This window comes from Acinetobacter septicus (genome assembly GCF_019355975.1).
Lineage (GTDB): Bacteria > Pseudomonadota > Gammaproteobacteria > Pseudomonadales > Moraxellaceae > Acinetobacter > Acinetobacter ursingii.
In genome coordinates, this window is the sequence record NZ_CP079898.1 from 683,239 (window position 1) to 702,559 (window position 19,321).

General features: G+C 39.5%; 20 protein-coding genes and 1 other RNA gene. 9 read left to right on the plus strand and 12 right to left on the minus strand.

Going from position 1 to position 19,321, the window contains the following annotated elements; genetic code table 11:
* Window positions 1-102: 102 nt before the first annotated feature.
* Window positions 103-1,275, plus strand: coding sequence for a ribosomal protein uL16 3-hydroxylase (locus tag I6L31_RS03380; protein ID WP_005004554.1), 1,173 nt, complete (start codon window positions 103-105; stop codon window positions 1,273-1,275).
* A gap of 114 nt (window positions 1,276-1,389) precedes the next feature.
* The gene (locus I6L31_RS03385) at window positions 1,390-3,060 is read left to right on the plus strand and encodes an FMN-binding glutamate synthase family protein (RefSeq protein ID WP_004987969.1); all 1,671 of its coding nucleotides are present in this window, start codon (window positions 1,390-1,392) and stop codon (window positions 3,058-3,060) included.
* Between the two features lie 185 nt (window positions 3,061-3,245).
* Here the strand turns inward: I6L31_RS03385 and I6L31_RS03390 are convergent, their stop codons facing one another.
* The 4 genes from I6L31_RS03390 to I6L31_RS03405 form a co-directional block, all read right to left on the minus strand.
* Window positions 3,246-4,187: a Dyp-type peroxidase gene (locus tag I6L31_RS03390; RefSeq protein WP_004987972.1), complete on the minus strand. Its 942-nt coding sequence runs from the start codon at window positions 4,185-4,187 to the stop codon at window positions 3,246-3,248.
* A 168-nt stretch (window positions 4,188-4,355) separates the two neighbouring features.
* Entirely contained in the window at window positions 4,356-5,138 is a 783-nt protein-coding gene (locus I6L31_RS03395; RefSeq protein WP_005004555.1) for a glutathione S-transferase N-terminal domain-containing protein, read from the minus strand.
* A gap of 15 nt (window positions 5,139-5,153) precedes the next feature.
* Window positions 5,154-5,666: a ribonuclease E activity regulator RraA gene (rraA, locus tag I6L31_RS03400; protein ID WP_005004556.1), complete on the minus strand. Its 513-nt coding sequence runs from the start codon at window positions 5,664-5,666 to the stop codon at window positions 5,154-5,156.
* A gap of 11 nt (window positions 5,667-5,677) precedes the next feature.
* On the minus strand, window positions 5,678-6,343 hold the full coding sequence (locus tag I6L31_RS03405; protein WP_005004558.1) for a Rossmann-fold NAD(P)-binding domain-containing protein: 666 nt from the start codon (window positions 6,341-6,343) through the stop codon (window positions 5,678-5,680).
* 209 nt (window positions 6,344-6,552) lie between these two features.
* Between I6L31_RS03405 and rpsT the strand changes: the two genes are divergently transcribed.
* Window positions 6,553-6,822: a 30S ribosomal protein S20 gene (gene rpsT / locus I6L31_RS03410; protein ID WP_004987979.1), complete on the plus strand. Its 270-nt coding sequence runs from the start codon at window positions 6,553-6,555 to the stop codon at window positions 6,820-6,822.
* A 79-nt stretch (window positions 6,823-6,901) separates the two neighbouring features.
* A complete protein-coding gene (locus tag I6L31_RS03415; protein WP_005004560.1) occupies window positions 6,902-7,894 on the plus strand; it encodes an acyltransferase family protein in 993 nt (330 codons plus the stop codon).
* Here I6L31_RS03415 and I6L31_RS03420 read toward each other — a convergent pair.
* A complete protein-coding gene (locus I6L31_RS03420; protein ID WP_005004562.1) occupies window positions 7,889-8,632 on the minus strand; it encodes a histidine phosphatase family protein in 744 nt (247 codons plus the stop codon). The two genes, I6L31_RS03415 and I6L31_RS03420, sit on opposite strands and share 6 nt — an antisense overlap.
* A gap of 59 nt (window positions 8,633-8,691) precedes the next feature.
* Window positions 8,692-9,552 (minus strand): 3'(2'),5'-bisphosphate nucleotidase CysQ family protein, encoded by an 861-nt coding sequence (locus I6L31_RS03425; RefSeq protein WP_005004565.1) that lies wholly within the window; start codon window positions 9,550-9,552, stop codon window positions 8,692-8,694.
* A 13-nt stretch (window positions 9,553-9,565) separates the two neighbouring features.
* Between I6L31_RS03425 and I6L31_RS03430 the strand changes: the two genes are divergently transcribed.
* The 4 genes from I6L31_RS03430 to I6L31_RS03445 all read left to right on the plus strand — a co-directional run bounded on the left by I6L31_RS03430 (window position 9,566) and on the right by I6L31_RS03445 (window position 12,440).
* Complete coding sequence (locus I6L31_RS03430; RefSeq protein ID WP_005004567.1) at window positions 9,566-10,273, plus strand: HAD-IA family hydrolase; 708 nt, start codon at window positions 9,566-9,568, stop codon at window positions 10,271-10,273.
* Window positions 10,257-10,697 carry an RNA-binding S4 domain-containing protein gene (locus I6L31_RS03435; protein ID WP_004987998.1) on the plus strand — a complete coding sequence of 147 codons (441 nt, stop codon included), beginning with the start codon at window positions 10,257-10,259 and terminating at the stop codon, window positions 10,695-10,697. The genes I6L31_RS03430 and I6L31_RS03435 overlap by 17 nt, the downstream gene beginning before the upstream one ends.
* A 159-nt stretch (window positions 10,698-10,856) precedes the next feature.
* Window positions 10,857-11,903: a recombinase RecA gene (gene recA, locus I6L31_RS03440; protein WP_004998126.1), complete on the plus strand. Its 1,047-nt coding sequence runs from the start codon at window positions 10,857-10,859 to the stop codon at window positions 11,901-11,903.
* A 51-nt stretch (window positions 11,904-11,954) separates the two neighbouring features.
* Window positions 11,955-12,440: a regulatory protein RecX gene (locus tag I6L31_RS03445; protein WP_004998127.1), complete on the plus strand. Its 486-nt coding sequence runs from the start codon at window positions 11,955-11,957 to the stop codon at window positions 12,438-12,440.
* 10 nt (window positions 12,441-12,450) lie between these two features.
* Here the strand turns inward: I6L31_RS03445 and ffs are convergent.
* Window positions 12,451-12,547: signal recognition particle sRNA small type (gene ffs / locus I6L31_RS03450), an RNA gene on the minus strand.
* A 376-nt stretch (window positions 12,548-12,923) separates the two neighbouring features.
* On the opposite strand from ffs, the gene I6L31_RS03455 reads away from it, so the two are divergent.
* Window positions 12,924-13,808, plus strand: coding sequence for a YbgF trimerization domain-containing protein (locus I6L31_RS03455; RefSeq protein ID WP_005004571.1), 885 nt, complete (start codon window positions 12,924-12,926; stop codon window positions 13,806-13,808).
* A gap of 64 nt (window positions 13,809-13,872) precedes the next feature.
* Here I6L31_RS03455 and lpxA read toward each other — a convergent pair whose 3' ends face one another.
* From lpxA to bamA, 5 genes are read right to left on the minus strand one after another with little or no spacing between them, the layout of a single operon-like run.
* Window positions 13,873-14,661: an acyl-ACP--UDP-N-acetylglucosamine O-acyltransferase gene (lpxA, locus tag I6L31_RS03460; RefSeq protein ID WP_004988003.1), complete on the minus strand. Its 789-nt coding sequence runs from the start codon at window positions 14,659-14,661 to the stop codon at window positions 13,873-13,875.
* Entirely contained in the window at window positions 14,658-15,143 is a 486-nt protein-coding gene (fabZ, locus tag I6L31_RS03465; protein ID WP_010588642.1) for a 3-hydroxyacyl-ACP dehydratase FabZ, read from the minus strand. The genes lpxA and fabZ overlap by 4 nt, the downstream gene beginning before the upstream one ends.
* Window positions 15,144-15,150: 7 nt before the next feature.
* Complete coding sequence (gene lpxD, locus I6L31_RS03470; RefSeq protein WP_004988005.1) at window positions 15,151-16,221, minus strand: UDP-3-O-(3-hydroxymyristoyl)glucosamine N-acyltransferase; 1,071 nt, start codon at window positions 16,219-16,221, stop codon at window positions 15,151-15,153.
* 3 nt (window positions 16,222-16,224) lie between these two features.
* Entirely contained in the window at window positions 16,225-16,725 is a 501-nt protein-coding gene (locus I6L31_RS03475; RefSeq protein WP_005004574.1) for an OmpH family outer membrane protein, read from the minus strand.
* Window positions 16,726-16,781: 56 nt separating this feature from the next.
* Complete coding sequence (bamA, locus tag I6L31_RS03480; RefSeq protein ID WP_005004577.1) at window positions 16,782-19,304, minus strand: outer membrane protein assembly factor BamA; 2,523 nt, start codon at window positions 19,302-19,304, stop codon at window positions 16,782-16,784.
* Window positions 19,305-19,321: the final 17 nt, after the last annotated feature.

Consider the following 19,321-nt stretch of genomic DNA (forward strand, 5'->3'; position numbering starts at 1 on the left):
TACTTTAAAAAATTGATATCTGTTTACCCGCTCAATCTTGCATCATCTTGTAACTTGATAACGATTATTGAACAATATACAAAATATTTTGGTTTTTGTGTTATGTCCAAATCTCTTGATGTCTTAGGCAGAATTACCGCAGAACAATTTTTAACTGAATACTGGCAAAAAAAACCATTACTGGTTCGTAATGCTATGCCAGAAATTATCCATATTCTTGAGCCTGATGATGTTAAAGAACTGGCTTTAGAAGAAACCGTTTCTGCGCGTCTACTCAAACAAAAAGATAAAGACCCAAATCAATGGACTGTCAAGTCTTCTCCATTGATCAAAGGTGATTTTCAGAAGATGCCAAAACTGTGGACTTTATTGGTTCAGGCGGTCGATCACTATTCTTTTGATCTGGCAGAACTCTGGAACAAGTTTCCATTTATTCCCCAATGGCGACGTGATGACATTATGGTGTCTTATGCCCCGAAAGGCGGTTCTGTAGGCCAACATTTTGACTTTTATGATGTTTTCCTAGTTCAAGGTTATGGTCATCGTCGTTGGCAACTCGGGCAAATGTGTGATGCTTCAACTGAGTTTGTGCCAAATCAGCCGTTAAAACTCCTTCCAGAGATGGAAATTGATTTTGATGAAGTGTTGGCTCCAGGCGATTTACTCTATGTGCCGCCCGGTTTGTCACATTACGGTGTCGCAGAGGATGATTGTTTAACCTTTTCCTTTGGTTTTCGCATGCCAAATATCGCGACCATGATGGATCGTGTCAGTGACAAATTTGCCGATAATAGTTTATTAAAAAATCCATTATTGGATATTGTTCGCGATCAAAGCTCTGCTATTGGAGAAATCACGGCAAATGAGCTGGCTTATCTCAAAGCCAAAGTACTGGAGCAATTACAACATTCCAGTGACTTTGAACATGCGCTGATGTCGCTGATGTCTGAACCTAAATATCCTGACAATATTCCAGAAGCAGATGAAATTGAAACAGATGATTTGCTTGAGATTCTGGATACTGGATATGAGCTGCGACTGGAACCCGCTTCACGGCTTTTATATACTGAAGAAGATGGACAGTTACTTTTTTGGGCAAATGGTGAAGAATGCTGTATTTCAGAAGTCTTTCAACAAAGCTTAAAACGATTGGCCGACGGTGAAATTCTGAATTTTGATCAATCTTTGAATCAACAAGAGATACTTGAGGATATTACCCAATTACTCAATGACTCGGTTTTAATGTTGCTACCACCCGAAGAAGAAACAGAGTAAGTTATTTTTTGAGCTGGGAGTTTAGAATAATTCTCAGCTCTAACAATTCATTACTTGAGCTTAAGCTGGCTTGTTGGCTAATTTAGATGACAATAAAAAAGGAATATTGTTTTAATGGCCAATCTCACCCAAAGTATTCGACATAAGTTTTTAAATACTTTTTTTTCACGGCATTCAGTCTGGTTCCTGTGCATTATTGTTGCCATCAGCATTAGTTGGTTTCGCATCTCTTATGCGCCGCATTATATTTATTATTTTGTTTCTGATACTTTTCTAAATGGATTGTGGCTCATTACAGGTTTACTCAGCCTGCTGGGGCTTTATGATGTTTTACAAAATAAACATTCTATTTTAAGAAACTACCCGATCATGGGGCATTTTCGGTTTTTCTTTGAAGATTTCCGTCCTGAAATCCGCCAATATTTTATTGAATCTGATCAGGATGCCCTGCCTTTCTCACGCATGCAGCGCAGTTTAGTGTATCAACGCGCCAAAAATGAAAATGCTGACAAACCTTTTGGTTCTATCATCAATGTCTATCAAGATGATTATCGCTTCATGGTACATTCAATCACCCCATGTGAACCTGCTGATCCTAAGACATTTCGGATTGAAATTGGCAATCACCAGTGTACGCAGCCTTATAGCGCATCGATCATGAATATTTCAGCCATGAGCTTTGGTAGCTTGAGTGCCAATGCGATCCGTGCGCTGAATAAAGGTGCAAAAATGGGAAATTTTTATCATGACACGGGCGAAGGTAGTTTAAGTCCTTATCATTTGGAAAATGGCGGCGATATCGTCTGGGAAATTGCCAGTGGTTATTTTGGTTGCCGCACACTGGACGGAAAATTTGATCCTGAAAAATTTAAAAAACAGGCTGCACTTCCGCAAATCAAAATGATTGAGATCAAACTTTCGCAAGGCGCTAAACCGGGACACGGCGGAATCTTGCCGAAGAATAAAATCACTGAGGAAATTGCTGAAATTCGGGGAGTTCCGCGCGACCGCGATTGTATTTCTCCACCAAAGCATTCTGCGTTTAACACGCCAATCGAGATGATGCATTTTATTCAGCAATTACGTGAACTCTCAGGTGGAAAACCTGTCGGTTTTAAACTGTGTATTGGTCAGCCATGGCAATTTATGGGCATTGTCAAAGCCATGCTTGCTACCCAAATTATTCCAGATTTTATCGTGGTGGATGGCTCTGAAGGTGGTACGGGAGCTGCGCCTGTCGAATTTAGTGATTTTATCGGAACACCGCTGCGTGAAGGCTTACAGTTTGTGCATAACACTTTAATTGGAGCAGGTTTACGAGATCAGATTAAATTAGGTGCCAGTGGTAAGATTATTAGTGCTTTTGATATTGCAAGTACCTTTGCATTGGGTGCAGATTGGGTCAATTCTGCACGCGGCTTTATGTTTGCAGTAGGTTGTATTCAAGCGCAAAGCTGTCATACCAATCAATGTCCAGTTGGTGTCGCGACCCAAGATAAAGACCGCCAAAAAGCGATTGATGTTCCAACAAAAGCCGATCGTGTATTTCATTTCCAAAAAAATACACTGCATGCACTCTCTGAGATGATTGCAGCAGCAGGTTTGCAGCATCCTTCGGAAATTAAGGCGCATCATTTGGCACAACGCTTGAATGATCGTGAAATTAAGAACTACGCGCAATTGCACTTTTTCTTTAAAGGCGGTGAACTTTTAGACTGCCATGAAAAAGATGATGAAAACTTTTATTATCGGATGTGGAACATGGCCATGGCTGAACGATTTTAATGTTTAGCTGATTAAATATTAGACTTCTTTCATAAGTCCCTTTTATTTCTCCTTATGGGAGAAAATAAAGAGGCTTTAAACAATGAGGAAAGAAGTCTATTTAACCACCCTGATTAAAAGCCTTAATTAAAAACCCAAGAAGATGACTCTCTTGGGTTTTATTTTTACACGTATCAATGAATTAGTTATTCATCGCCTAAATCATCCAGAAAATCGACTGTAGGAACGAAGAATAATGTTCCCGTTTGTGCAGTACTAAAATCTAGTAAACGATCTAAATGCCCTTCAGCGTTGCCTTGAAACATATGCTCTAACATTTGACGAGTCGTACTAAATTTATTGGCATAACCAATAAAGTAAGTTCCATATTCACCCTTACTTGGATTAGAAAATGGCATATTGGCGCGCATAATTTTGAGTTCATTGCCTTCATCATCATAGGCTTTGCTGACATTATTATGTGCTGTACCCGGTTTTACATCATCGCCCAGTTCAACATCATTAAACTTTTTACGACCAATCACTTTTTCCTGTTCTTCATCACTTAGGCTTCGCCATTTATCCATGTCATGCACATATTTTTGGACAAAAGCATAGCTTCCACCCGTAAATAATGGATCTTCTGTAGCTACCAGTGCATATTCAGCCGCAATTTCAGGCTCAGGATTTTCAGTACCATCTACAAATCCAATAATGGCACGACCATCAAAATAACGGAAACCATGAACTTCATCGACAGGATGAGTTAAATCTTTGAGTTGCTCATGAATAATGCTGGCAAGTTCATAGCACAAGGCCTGACGATCAGCGCGAATATGAAAAAATAAATCGCCGGGCGTTGAAACAGCCGTATATTTGGGCCCTTTAATTTCTTTAAAAGTGGTTAATTCGTGTGGTTTAGGCTGACCCGCAAATAACATATCCCATGCGTTAGAACTAAAGCCTAAAACAGCATTAAAGTTATCATCAGGATAACGCGCTCTTAAACTACGGGTTAATGCTGAAAAATTTGCAGCAAAATCGATTACTTTTTCTTTTACACCATCTGTTAAAGACAGCCCCAATACAATAAATAAAGCATTTTCACCTGGACGACTGGTAACAGGCTGAACTCGAGTCAATGTCATAAACCTCTGCCTTGTCTGAGCATTTTGTTCTTCTACTAATTTAACATATTGTATATAAAAGTATAAAAAAGCTTGCAGCTACTTCGTTTAAAATATTTCGCTTGCGCAAAATACAAACAAAAACACGCATAGCTTTAAAGTTATACGTGTTTGATAGATTCAGGTAACTTATGCTTTGCCATATTGTTTTTTTAGATATTTCACAATTTGAGCGGATTCAAACAATTTAATCCCTGTATTGGGATCAACCAAATAAGGCACTTGCATCTTTCCTTGCATTTTAGGCAACATTTTTTCACGCTTGCCACCCGCCAAAGGCTCATATTTACCGGGTTTTAAACGTAAGACCGCAGGTCCCATATCTTGCCAGCGTTCCTTTGGTACATTATGTAAAATGTAAGGAATTTCTAAATCGGTCAACGTCGCACGAACAATACGTGAGTATGGACTGGCTTCAAAACTCCATAACTCAAGCAATTGTTCAGGTGCAGCACGATGAACGATCTTCTTATCCACCCAGACTCCACGTGCCATGTTTAGAAGTGTTCCGGCAAACTCAGGCACAGGGATTTTTGGATAATGGCTATATTTCGCTGGCGTTTTTCCAGTTTTCCCATAATATTTAAAAAGATGATGAATAATGTCCTGAGACTCAAAAAGCTGATCTCCTGTATTTTCATCAATCAGAAAAGGAAATTGTAATTTTCCTCCCTTTTCTTTCACAATTTGACGGTACTTTTGTCCACCTTTGGGACAAGGATAAATTTCGACATCAAGATTCAATAAGGTAATCGCTTCTCGAACACGACGGCAAAATGGTGATCCTTCAAACTCATACAATTTAAGTGGTTTTGCAGGCTGAATTGGAAATGGCGTACCACTAACTCCACGACCGCCCTCTGCCAGACTTGATGCAAGCGATTGCAAGACTTTTATTTGATGAATCACCATAAAGGTATCCTATTATTATAAATTGACGAGTTGCTCTGTAGCGACCACGATGCCATTGTTATCCGCATAAATAAAGTCGCCAGACTTAAATGCTACGCCACCAAAATAAAGATTTACATCAACTTCGCCTATGCCTTTGCGGTGACTTTTTTGTGGAATTGCAGCCAATGCATGTACGCCCAAATCCAGCTCAGCAATCGCATCAACATCACGTACACAGCCATAGATGACCACACCGTTCCAGTGATTTTTTACCGCTGACTCAGCAATCATATCGCCCATCAAAGCACAGCGCATCGACGCACCGCCATCTACCACCAGCACTTTTCCTGTTCCGTCCGTTGCCAGCAACTCTTTAACACGTGAATTATCTTCAAAACATTTTACTGTCACAATTTGACCACCAAATGTTTTACGTGCGCCGTAACTCTTAAAAAAACGTCCATCCAGTGAAGGGGTTACAACCTGAATGTCTTTATCAGGATGATCATCAAGTAAATCACAAGTTACGAAAGGCACTAGACTCATGTTGTTCTCCATTATGAAGTAGTTTGTATGGCTAAATTATCATAAATTTTAAAGCATTCCATTTGTGTATTTGCAGCGATGATCATGATATGCGCCAATTGCTCCACAGTCACAGGCTTATACATCAATGGTTTTTTAATGGTGTCTTTGAGCAGCAAAAATATCTTCTGTGCCGCGCCTTCGAGAAGTCTTTGCTCATCTCGCTCACCAATCAATAAAGAAGGATGAAAGATTGAAAGTTTGTTGAGTGTGAGTGTCTTCAAATAATCTTCAAGCAGCCCTTTGACCCGATTATAAAAGAATATTGAAGATGAATTTGCACCCATCGCACTCACCAAAAGCAAATGTGTTTCTTTATCTTGCAGTAAATCTGCAAAATGTGCATTGATTTCATAATCAATCGCATAAAATTTTTGTTTAGAGCCTGCTTTTTTAATGGTCGATCCCAAACAACTAAAAGCATGTGTATAGCCACTGACATCCTGATCATTGAGTAACAAAAAGTCTTCGAGTACAAACTGACTGACTTTGGAAAATACTTTAAATTCATCTAACTCTTTTCGCACCACCACAGTGACAGATTCAAACTCTGACGCTGCTTGTAATTGTTTTACCAATGCTTTTCCGACCAATCCAGTCGCACCAATCACCAATGCTTTTTTGTTCATATTTGTCATATTTTAACCAGCCTACTTATTTTCGCTTTAATTTAGCCTGTTCCTGAAAATTTATCACCATCAAAAACGTTGCAAAAACGTCTCAAGACTTGACTTAGCCGCACCAATTCATCAAAATATGGCACTTGTTTACGGGCTGGTGATAGTTTTAACTATAACCAGTGAAACTTCAGCCCGCCCAGACCAATCAAATTTCAAGGAGTGCAAGAGTGGCAAACTCTGCTCAGGCAAAAAAACGTGCGCGTCAAAACGTTAAAGCGCGTAAACACAACGCAAGCTTGCGTTCTATGGTTCGTACTTACATCAAACGTACTGTAAGTGCAATCGCATCTGGTGATTATGCTGTTGCTACAGAAGCTTATAAAAAAGCTGTTCCTGTCATCGACCGTATGGCTGATAAAGGCATCATCCACAAAAACAAAGCTGCTCGTCATAAGAGCCGTTTAAACGCTCAAGTTAAAGCATTAGCTTCTAACTAAGCAGCAAATAAAGAAAGCCCTACTGGGCTTTTTTTATTGCCATGAAAATAATAAATTTAAAGCTCATCCCTTCTTTTATATGCGTAATCCCCATTTAGACAAAGTCAAAGGTTTACTCATCTTTCTGGTAGTATTGGGTCACTGCTTAGAACGTTTCATTGGCTGGAATGATCCAAACAGCGCATTACTTGCATTTATCTACAGTTTCCACATGCCTGCTTTTATTTTTGTCTCAGGCTTATTGTTTAAAAATCATAAATTATTTGAAAAAGTCTTATTTTTTGCTGTACTCGCAGTGTTGTTTCAAATTCTTTATTTTTGCTTTGAATCCTTTTGGCAACACACTCAAAACTGGCTAAATTGGGTGATCAAACCGTATTGGATTTTGTGGTATCTATGGGGAATGGTGGCTTGGAGTCTAATCACACCGTTACTCTTGAAAACGCATTATCCTTTGCTTATTGCCATTTTCGCAAGTTTAGGTATCGGGCTATCTCCATTCAATAATTATCTGTTTTCCATCGGACGGATTTTTGTGTTCCTGCCATTTTTTGTGGCTGGCGCACTTTATGGTAAATCTTTTTTACACTACATACAAAATACCAAGTATTCACTCTGGATTGCGGCTGCAAGCATAATAATATCAATCACTTTGCTGGCTTTACTCAGCCCCAATCCTTACTGGTTATATGGAAGTTTGTCTTATCAACAGTTACAAGTAGAGGCTGTTCACGGAGTTTTAACGCGCTTATGGCTATTAATGATCGCAAGTTGCGGAATAATTGCTTCACTTGCGTATGCATCCAAACTCCCAGATATTTTGAGGAGCATGGGTGAAAATACTCTAGCCATTTACTTACTGCACGGTTTTTTTATCATTATCTTAACTAAATTGATCACATTCTCTTCAACGAATTGGATGCCCAATCTGGTATTTTGTTTAATCATCAGCATCTTATTATGCGTCATTTTAAAAGCGAGATTTTTGTCCAGATCGATTCAATACATTGCGATGCATATCACCCAGTTTTTACTGAAACTCATGCAATATTTTTATAAGCGGTTTTTATAAACGCTGATTTGGCTGAATAAAATCACTGACATTCAACTGATGTACTTCGCCACGCCAAATCCATTTCAATTGACTATTCAGAAAGTCATCGCCCTCAAACCAGACAAATAAGCCTTCCATCATTGCAGGCCAATCTTCTTTATCAATCTGACTACGACCCGAAATCACCGCAACAATCGCAGCAATAATCGTGTCGTGACTTACCGCCAGACTTAAACCATTTGAAGCATTTGGATGAGTATTATAAATCAGCTCTAGTACATCAAATACACCCGTGATCGGATGCTTCATTCCGGGTAAGGCGTTATTGACAAAACTATTAATAAACCCTAGCGCACCTTGTTCTCGAAAATAAGGCGCGGCTTTTTTTATATCCAGTACAAAACTACCCGGTTCAACCAATAAGCCTTGCTCAACAATCTCAATGGTATGGGTATTACTGGTGGGAGTCACCCGATCAGCTCCCTCAATCATCAATGCGGCTGTGTCAATACAGCGTTGAATCGGGCTTGAAATACAGTGCTGAATCATTCGACCTGTATTTTCAATCAAACAGGCACCCCACTCCTCTGCCAATACTCGACCAGATTCAGTAAGTTGTAAATCATAACCTGCCAAGCCTTGTCCATTGACAATTTCACGAATCGAATGCCGAGTAAAAAGTGTCACAGGAACATTGCCATCAGGCAATAAATCAATCGCCTGTAGCATACTGGGAGGTAATAGCTTAAGTGCCATATATCATCTTATGTTGTCATTTTCATTACCTGCTCACTATAACATGCAGGCTAAAACTCTCAATCTGTAATCTGCACATGCTTTAGCGCATTTAATGCTAAATCTTTTATTTCTGGGGTGGTAAATGCTAAAAAGCCTGCATTGAGCACCGTATCACGCTGGTTATATTCAAATGGCCGCCCATGTAATGAGACTAAACCACCACCAATACTTTCTAGTAAACCCTGACCTGCACTGGTATCCCACTCCGAAGTCGGATGAAATCTTGGATAAAGATCAATCTCACCTTCAAGCATCATACAAAATTTATAAGCGCTGCCTGCTTCACGACGAATTACGGCATGATTCTGTTGCTCAATAAACCCAATGAATTGCGCATACTTCGGATTTTTACTGCTATGACTTAAACCAATTTGTAAGGTCTGAGATGGAGAGCTTTTGGCATTTTGATAACGCCACCATTGTCCATGATTAAACTGATATTTATACGGGAGATCATCGAGATAACCCAAATACATTTGTTGTTCACAAGGCACGACAATGACCGAAAAACTGGTTTTCGAGTTTTCAATTAAACTTAAATTAATGGTAAATTCATCGCGTTTATGAATAAACTCTTTGGTTCCATCCAAAGGATCAAGCATCCAGCAGGTTGACCATTCGTGTCGACCCACATTATCACTTTCTTCGGATAACACAGGATATACAGGCTGAACTTGAGCCAAGGCTTGCATTAAAAAATGATTAACTCTTAAATCTGCCTGCGTCACAGGTGATTGATCACTTTTCTGATGAATATTGAACTCGCTTCCTGTGGTATAACTTTGGTATTCTTCAAAGAGAATTTGACTCGCTTGCTGCAACACAGGTAACAATTGCATAATCAATGTATCTTGTGGCGCATGAGTTTTAATAAACATAGATTATCCTGTTATGCCAAATTGTAATTCTTCAACTTTACCTATTGTCCTATTTGATATGGACGGCACGCTACTCGACTTAAGTTTTGATGACTTTATCTGGAATCAATGTCTGCCTGAACGTCATGCACAAGTTCATCAATGTACCTTGCAACAAAGTCACGAGACCTTATCTGAGTTTTACCAACAGCACAAGCATACATTATCTTGGTATTCATCAGACTATTGGACAGCAAAAGTCGGCGTAGATGTCCTGAAATTACAACAGGAATTTCAACACAAGATTCAACCGAGATTAGGTTGTTTTGAACTTTTGCAACAGCTTCAGGATCAAGGTTATCGCTGTTGGCTGGTCACCAATGCCGATCAGGCAAGTTTAAAGCTTAAACTTGAAAATGTTGCACTTCGCCCTTATTTTGAACTCATGGTCAGTAGCCAGCAATTGGGCCATGCCAAAGAAGATATTGGCTTTTGGCAGGCTTTGCAACAATTGCACCCGTTTGATCCAGCTCAGGTGATTCTGGTCGATGACACAGCACAGGTGCTCCAAGGCGCCAAAGAATTTGGAATCGAACAACTGATTACGATTACACAGCCTTCCAGTTTAAAACCTGCGCGAGATTCGTCCAGTTTAGACTACCCTGCCATCCATCATTTAATGGAATTAATTTCTTTTTTACCTCAATCTCAAGTTAAGGATATTGATGTCAAAACAGCTTGAACAACATGCCAATGACTCAATGCGAGTCGATAAATGGCTTTGGGCCGCACGTTTTTTTAAAACTCGCTCCATTGCCAAAGCCGCCATTGAAGGTGGTAAAGTCCACCATGACAGTGAACGCGTCAAAGTTTCTAAAGAAATCCGTGTCGGAATGGAACTTACCATCATGCAAGGATTTGAAAAGAAAACCGTGGTGATTAAAGCACTCTCAGCAACACGTGGTCCTGCGCCTGTGGCTCAATTATTATATGAAGAAACAGAAGTCAGTTTAGCGCGTCGGGAGTTGATTGCAGCACAAAGAAAATTGCATAATCTAGCGCGACCTGATCATCGTCCATCCAAAAAAGATCGTCGACAAATCAGCAAGTTTAAACAAGAAAATGATCAACAATTTGACCAGTCATGGTCTTATCATGATGATTAATTGAATGGCTTTTTATACACGTCATATTATGTCGTACTGACATCATCTTGACATGGAATATTAAAAATAAATCTGTCACTATACACAGGTGGAACGAGGTTAAAATTCGATACATCCACTTTGAATGATAGTGATATTACACAGTTTTGAGGTTGTGAGATGGATGATAATAAAAGCAAGGCATTAAACGCGGCCTTGAGCCAGATTGAAAAACAATTTGGTAAAAATACAGTGATGCGCTTAGGTGACAACACGGTACAAGCAGTTGAAGCGGTGTCCACAGGCTCACTGACACTGGATATTGCACTCGGTATTGGTGGTTTGCCAAAAGGCCGTATTGTTGAGATTTATGGTCCTGAATCATCAGGTAAAACCACAATGACCTTACAAGCCATTGCTCAATGTCAAAAAGCGGGCGGTACGTGCGCGTTTATCGATGCTGAACATGCACTTGATCCACAATATGCACGTAAGCTTGGCGTGGACATCGACAATCTATTGGTTTCACAGCCTGACCATGGTGAACAGGCACTTGAAATTGCGGACATGCTAGTGCGCTCAGGGGCAATTGATCTGATTGTTGTCGACTCTGTTGCGGCACTGACTCCTCGCGCTGAAATTGAAGGCGAAATGGGCGACTCACACATGGGCTTACAAGCTCGTCTCATGAGTCAGGCATTGCGTAAAATCACGGGTAATGCCAAACGTTCGAACTGTATGGTGATCTTCATTAACCAGATTCGTATGAAGATTGGCGTCATGTTCGGTAGTCCAGAAACCACGACTGGTGGTAATGCACTTAAGTTCTATGCATCGGTACGTTTAGATATTCGTCGTGTTGGACAGGTCAAAGAAGGTGACGAGATTGTTGGTTCTGAAACCAAAGTCAAAGTTGTCAAAAACAAAATGGCACCTCCATTTAAAGAAGCACTTTTCCAAATCCTTTATGGTAAAGGCACCAATCAACTAGGTGAAGTCGTGGATTTAGCGGTGCAACAGGAAATCGTGCAAAAAGCAGGTGCATGGTATTCTTATCAAGGCAACAAAATTGGTCAGGGTAAAAATAACGTGATTCGTTATTTTGAAGAAAATCCCGCGATTGCGCAGGAAATTGAAAAACAGATTCGCGATCAATTACTGACCAGTACGCCAGTTGCAAATAGCACTGAAGTTGAAGAAGAAGAACCTGACTTTTTAGAAAGCTAATTCAGCTATCATCAAACGCCCTGCGGGGCGTTTTTCATTTGGAATGACCTGATGTATTCAAATTCAGATGATCAAGCAAATAAACCGCTTCTTACAGGCACACGTTTGCGTTCTTACGCTTTTGCACTGCTAACACGTAAGGAATATGCAAAAGCAGAGTTGATCGAAAAACTTAGTCTATATGCGCAGGATCGTGATGAAGTTCTAGCCTTGGTTGAGGAGCTATCAGAACGGCAATACCAGAGCGATCAACGTGTGGCTGAAATGGTGTTGTCTAGCCAAATACGCAAAGGCAAAGGCCCAAATCGAATTAAACAGGCACTCAAGCACAAACAACTGGATAGCAATTTAATTTTAGAAGATATTCAGGACGTTGATTGGTTTGAGCAGGCTTATCAGCTAAAAGTTAAGAAATTTGGAACTCAGATAGAAAAAGATCCGAAACAAAAAGCCAAACAAATTCGATTTTTGCAATATCGCGGTTTTGATATGAATGTGATTATGAAAGCGATTAGTCGAACGACTGAAGAAGAGTAACTGGTGGTAACCCTACTAGCAAAACCTCGGCACATCATAGATCTGCTACCGTTGCTACCTTCCGGTCCTGGCGGGGTTCACAGAGTACAATTGCGAAGCCACCAGCAGGGCTACCATTGCAAGAACAGAGTATAGAGATTTTTAAATGTGTTGCAAGTGCTATCTCAAATTTTCCTGCGGTTTTCGTTTCAATTGACTAAATCATCAACAAATTTAAGGATTTGTTTATTTTTCATCTTTCTATGTGGCTATAAAAGCATTCTTTTCAAACTCAAAGCCAATACCATTTCATCGCTTTATTTCTTGAGTGAAATTAATTTTGTCAAACAGCATCAAAAATGAAAATGCTAAAATATTGTAATTACTTATTGCAATTCTATGGCGGGGTGTTTTTAATGGCATTTGCTTTCAATTTGTTTTTTATGACTGAATGAATAAAAAACAACTGCTTGACGTTCTATTTAAAATTATGGATTGTGGCTTATGCTAAAAAAGCATTCTTTATTCGCGATTACCCTACTTTGTGGTTCTTCTATTTACGCCAATGTTCCGATTGAATCCCGTGGATTAAGCCAATCTAACTCTGGATCAACGTCAGTTGTAAATGATCAACCTGTCGCGACCAATCTTAACTGGCAGTTGATGCAAAAAAATCAACAACTTGAAAATGATATCCGTACATTGCGCGGACAACTGGAAGAACAAGCTCATTCGATTGATCAGCTAAAAAAAGATTTGGCTAACCGTTATACTGATCTGGATCAACGTCTGGAGCTACTCCATCAAAAAGTAGATCCAGATAGTGCTGCAACTGATGAAAATGCAACAACTGACGCAAACGGTGCCGCACCAGTAGCCAGTGAGAATACACAAGCTCCTATAAATGCGACTCCTCAACAAACACCTGTCGCACCAGTGGCTCAAACGAATCAGCAGCCTGCTCCTGCTACAAGTTCAACGAGTAATACAAATTCAGCATCGTCAGAAAATAAAGACTCAACAGAATTAGACAAAGCAGCATATACCGTTGCGCTTGATGCCTATAAACAAGGCGGTGCAAAAAAAGCAATTGCACCAATGGAAAACTTTATTAAGAATCATCCAAATAGTATCTACACACCAAATGCCTATTTTTGGCTGGCTGAATTTCATTTAGCAACTGATCCTGTCAATTATGCTCAAGCCAAAAAGAATTATCAGATTGTCGCTGATAAATATCCAACATCAAGCAAAGCACCGCGTTCTTTATATCAGTTATATAGCATTGCCAAAGATGTAGATCACAAAGCAGCTGTAGCTACACAATACAAAAACAAACTACTTGCCAGCTATCCACAATCTGAAGAAGCCGGTTTTGTTAAAAAATAGCATCACTTAAAAACGAAAAAGACACATTTCAAATGTGTCTTTTTTATTTCTATAAGATACTTAACTAACGAATAATACCGCGTTTGGATGATTCAACTGAATCAATCAACAATTGAACTTCAGATATTTCTGGCAAAATTTCAGTACGAATTTTATCTAGTGCCTGTTCGGTGGTTAAACCCGACTTATAGATAATTTTGAAAGAATCACGTAAGCCATTGATCACATTTTTTGACCAACCCTTGCGACGCATACCCTCAACATTCATCCCAAACGCATGCGCTGGATTACCTGAAACCATGACATAAGCAGGCACATCTTTTAAAATTAAAGATGCCCCACCCACCATACTATAAGAATCAATCTTACAAAACTGATGAATTCCTGAGTTTCCACCCACGACCACATAGTCACCGATGTGAACATGACCAGCCACACCGACATTGTTGGCAAAAATATTATGATCACCCACCACGCAGTCATGAGCAATATGTGTATTCACCATCAGTAAATTATGGCTACCCAATTTGGTCAAACTATTATCCTGAATGGTGCCACGATGCAAACTACAATGTTCACGAATACGGTTATGATTACCAATTTCAAGCCAAGTTTCTTCGCCGTTATATTTTAGATCTTGGCAAATCTCACCCACACTGGCGAACTGAAAAATTTCATTATGTTCACCAATCCGTGTGAAACCACCAATCACGACATGTGAATGAAGTTTAGTCCCTGCACCGATGCTCACATTAGGCCCAATGACACAATAAGGTCCAATTTGGACATCTGGGGCAATTACTGCAGATGAGTCAATAATAGCGGTAGAATGAATGAAGTCGTTATTACTCATGCCTGCTCTGTTATCTGGTGCGAAATCATAATTTCAGCGGTCGTTGCTACAATGCCATCCACTGTGGCTGTACAATTATATTTGTAAATACCACGTTTTTGCATCACCAACTCAGACTTTAAGACGAGCTGATCTCCTGCAACAACCTGTTTTTTAAAACGTACTTTCTCCGCTCCAGCAAAAAGGAACAAAGAACCCGCTTTTGGCTTTTGATTATTCATGATAAAACCAAGAACACCTGAAACTTGAGCCAAAGCCTCTACAATAAGTACGCCCGGCATAATTGGATATTCAGGAAAATGTCCTTGTAAAAATTCTTCATTGATTGACACGTTTTTATAACCAACAATAGAATTTTCAGTTACTTCAACCACACGGTCAACCAGTAAAAATGGATAACGATGTGGCAGATATTCACGAATAGTTTGAATATACATTGGCAATTCAGGGATCGTAAACGCGGGAGTGTTAGACTCAGTCATCATATTTCTATTTACGCAATTTAAAGGTTGATTCAAGAGACTCTATTTGAGTCTGCATATGATCGAGTCGTTTGAGTATTTGGGTCAATGGCACATCTGCTAATTGTCTAAAGCGAACAATCGTGCGTTTCCACTGACTATTTTCAAAAAGTCCTGTTCCTGAAGAATAGGTTCCTGCTTCAAAAATACTTTTTGTGACCATTGACATTCCTGTAAGTGTTACATTATCAGCAATGTTTAAGTGCCCTGCAAGTCCACACGCCCCACCAATGATACAGTTTTTGCCAATAGTGGTACTCCCTGCAATTCCCGTTTTTGCAGCAATCGCCGTATTTGTACCAATGTGAACGTTATGCGCGATTTGCACAAGGTTATCAATAATGACGCCGTCTTCTAAAATTGTATCGTCCAAAGCCCCGCGATCGATACTACAATTTGAACCTATTCGAACATCATTTCCAATTTGAACTGAACCTAGTTGAGCAATACGATGCCATTTTCCCTGATAGGGTGCAAAACCAAAACCTTCACCACCGACCACTGAATTGGCATGAATTCGAACGCGATTTTTAATCTTGGTTTCACCCGTTAAAGTCACATGTGAATCAATAAAACAATCTTTACCAACTTCAACGAAATCATTCAACGTAGAGTTTGCCAAAATAACGCTACCGTCACCGACCACACAGTTCTCACCAATCACCACATAATGACCAATATAAGCACTATCTGAAATAATGGCAGACGGATGGATTTGTGCAGTACTTTCAATTCCTATGGATTCAATTTTCTTTTCAAAAACATGAGTCAATTGAGCAAAAGCAAGGTAGGGATTTTGAACTACAATAAAATTTTGATGTTGCGCTAACTGTTGTTTTAATTCGGCAGGGACAATTAATGCGCCTGCTTTCGAGACTTGTGCTGCTTCGAGATATTTGTCGCCATTCACAAATGAAATCTGATTTGGATGTGCGTGTTCGAGACTTGCAAGTCCAGTCAGAGAAAGGTCTTTATGACCAAAAGACTCACCTTGAACAAGATGAGCCAAGTCTTCTAAACGATAACTACGTGCTTTCATTGATTATTTAATTGCATTAACCTTTTGAATCATTTTATCAGTTAAATCGTTCTTAGCGTCATAGGCAACCGCAGCATTTTTATTCAAAATGAAGTCTAAATTGTTTTCTTGACGAAGTTGTTCACCCGCTTGTTTCACACGAGTTTCAAAAGTGTTGTTCATGGTTTGTAAAGTACCTTGAACACGAGTCTGCAAACCTTGCTGGGTCGAGTTGAATTCGCTTAATTTGGTCTGATATTGCTGCTTAAGTTTTTGAACATCAGCTTCTTTCATATTACGACCTTCAGTTTCCGCTTTTTGACGTAATGCATCTAGCTCTTTACCAAGCTGTTCCAGTTTGGTTGTCGTCGGTTTAACTGACTGATTTAAGCTTGCATTTTGTTGCTTAAGATAGCTACTGCTATCGACAACTTTTGCTAAATCAACAAAACCCACACCTGCGGCTTGTGTCAATCCAGAAATAGACAAACCCATACCCAATAAAACTACTGATAATTTATTCATTTTGATTTCCTTATACAGGAGTATTTCAACAATTAATTATTTGATCAAAGACCGTACTAGAAAGTACGGCCGATTTCAAACTGAATTTCCTTGGTTTCATCACCATCTTTATCATTTAATGGGAATGCATAACTTAATGACAGAGGACCAATCATGGTAATCCACGTAAAGCCAACACCCACACTATAACGAAGATTGCTTAAATCCAGATTATAGTTATCTTTACAATATTGTTTTGCATCTACAGGCGTGGTAGAACCATTCAAATAAAGATTTCCTGAAGCAGTTTTACACTGTGTATCAAAAACCTGACCACCTTCTGCAAATATTACAGGTCGTACCTGACGTGCCCAGTCCCCTTTAAATGGAATAGGTAAAGCAAGCTCAGTACCAAATTGTACTAAAGCATTGCCACCGACTTCTTCTGGATCCCAATCACGCGTTCTACTCTCGTTATAAGTTACACCCGGATACTTAGGTCCCAGTGTATTGACATCATAACCACGTACCGATCCGTAACCACCTGCAAAGAAGTTTTTATAAAACGGCAAATCATTACCATAACCGAATTTACCGTAGCCACGAAGTACAAAATCATGACCTAATGGGAAATAAGCCTGAGTATCAAACGTGGCTTTTTGATAATCAACGTCACCACCTGGTAAACCAACTTCAAGATTTAAACGATGATACATACCCGAAGTAGGGAAAATCGGACGATTTAAAGTATTGTATGACCAACCCAAATTCAAGTTGTAGGTAAAGAATTCACCCTCGAATGCATTATCAAATGGAGTCATATCAATTACAGTACCATTGGCATCTTTACATTCGTATGCGTTTGTATCTGAATTCAGCTCATACGTACCACTACAATATGACCCCTGACCTGTTGCCTTACCGCCATTTTTAAGCAAGTAATCTCGAACATAGGTTGACACATAAGGACCAGTGGTAACTTTGGTATTATCCACACCAATCGATGCACTCACATTCTGGTTTTCATCAATTGGATAACCAAAACTTAAACTACCACCGATACTGTCAGTCACATAGTTACTGACGTTATAGTCATCATTCAGTTTGGTTTTACGATAATAGACATTATAACCACGACTCACACCATCAATAGTGAAATACGGATCAGTTACACTCAGGTTATAGTAATCCTGTGTTTCAGAGCGTGATAAATCAATTGCAACACGGTTACCTGTACCCAAGAAATTGGTCTGACTTAACCCTGCTTGGAATGTTACACCGCCACTTTGAGAGTAACCAACTGCAAGTGTAGTCGTTCCAGAATGTTGCTCTTCAACATTGACATTCAAATCGACTTGATCAGGCGAATTGGGCACACGAACAGGCTTCACATCAACTGTTTTAAAGAAACCTGTACGCTCTAAACGAACTTTTGAAAGATCAATTTTTTCATTACTTGCAAGTGCGCCTTCCATTTGACGCATTTCACGACGTAGAACCTCATCAGCAGTTTTACTGTTTCCGGAGAAATTGATGCGTCGTACTGTCACCTGCTGCCCCGGATTGATATAGTAATTCATATCAACTGTGCGGGTTTCGTTATTAATTTGCGGAACCACGTTTACATCAGCAAAGTAATAGCCTGCATTTCCATATTTACGCAATAATAACTGCTTCACCGCATTTACTTTTTCTTGCGAATAAGTGTCGCCATCTTTATAAATCTTTAATGCCTGTAACTCTTCAGGCTTATACAGCGCATCACCTAAAAATTTAGTTTCACCAAACTTGAACTGCTGACCTTCATCAACAGAAACCTCAATAAAGATATGCTTTTTATCTTCACTAATATTGAGCTGTGAATTATTGATATTAAAGTTGATGTAGCCTTTATTCAAATACAAAGCACGTAATGCTTCAAGGCTCGCCGCCATTTTCTCGCGGGCATAGCGGTCATTACGAGTAACAATAGAAGCCCAGCCAGATTCTTTGACTGCAAAAGCCTGTTTAATGTCATCATCACTAAATACAGTATTGCCAATAATATTAATATCAAAGACTTTTGCAGGCTTACCTTCATAAAATTCGATGGTTAAATCTACACGGTTATTTGGGCGAGCTGTCGTGGTGACTTTGATGTCCGCATCATAACGACCTTGCTGTGTATATTGTTGCTCAAGTTCTGTTTCAAGAGTTTGCAAAGAAGATTTTTTAAGAACTTCTCCTTCGGCAACGCCCATTTTCTTTAAGCCGTCTTGCAGAGCTTCTTTGGGAATGAGCTTGTTGCCTTTAAATTCAATTTTTGAAATAACAGGACGCTCTACAACCTTGAAGACCAAAATATCATTTTGCTTATAAGTTTGAATATCATCAAAAAGACCAGTCGCATAAAGCGTACGAATGGCATCAGCAATGGTTGGATCGTCAACACGATCGCCACTGTTTATCGGCAACATGGTATAAACATTTGCAGGAGTGAGGCGAACTAAACCTTCGACTTTGATATCTCGTGCAATGAAGTCATTCGCTGCATATGCTTGTTGTACTGCCGCCATAGCACTAACAAGTGCCAAAGGCATTAATAAATGTGTGTGCCGCATGCCAGATTTTTCCAGTA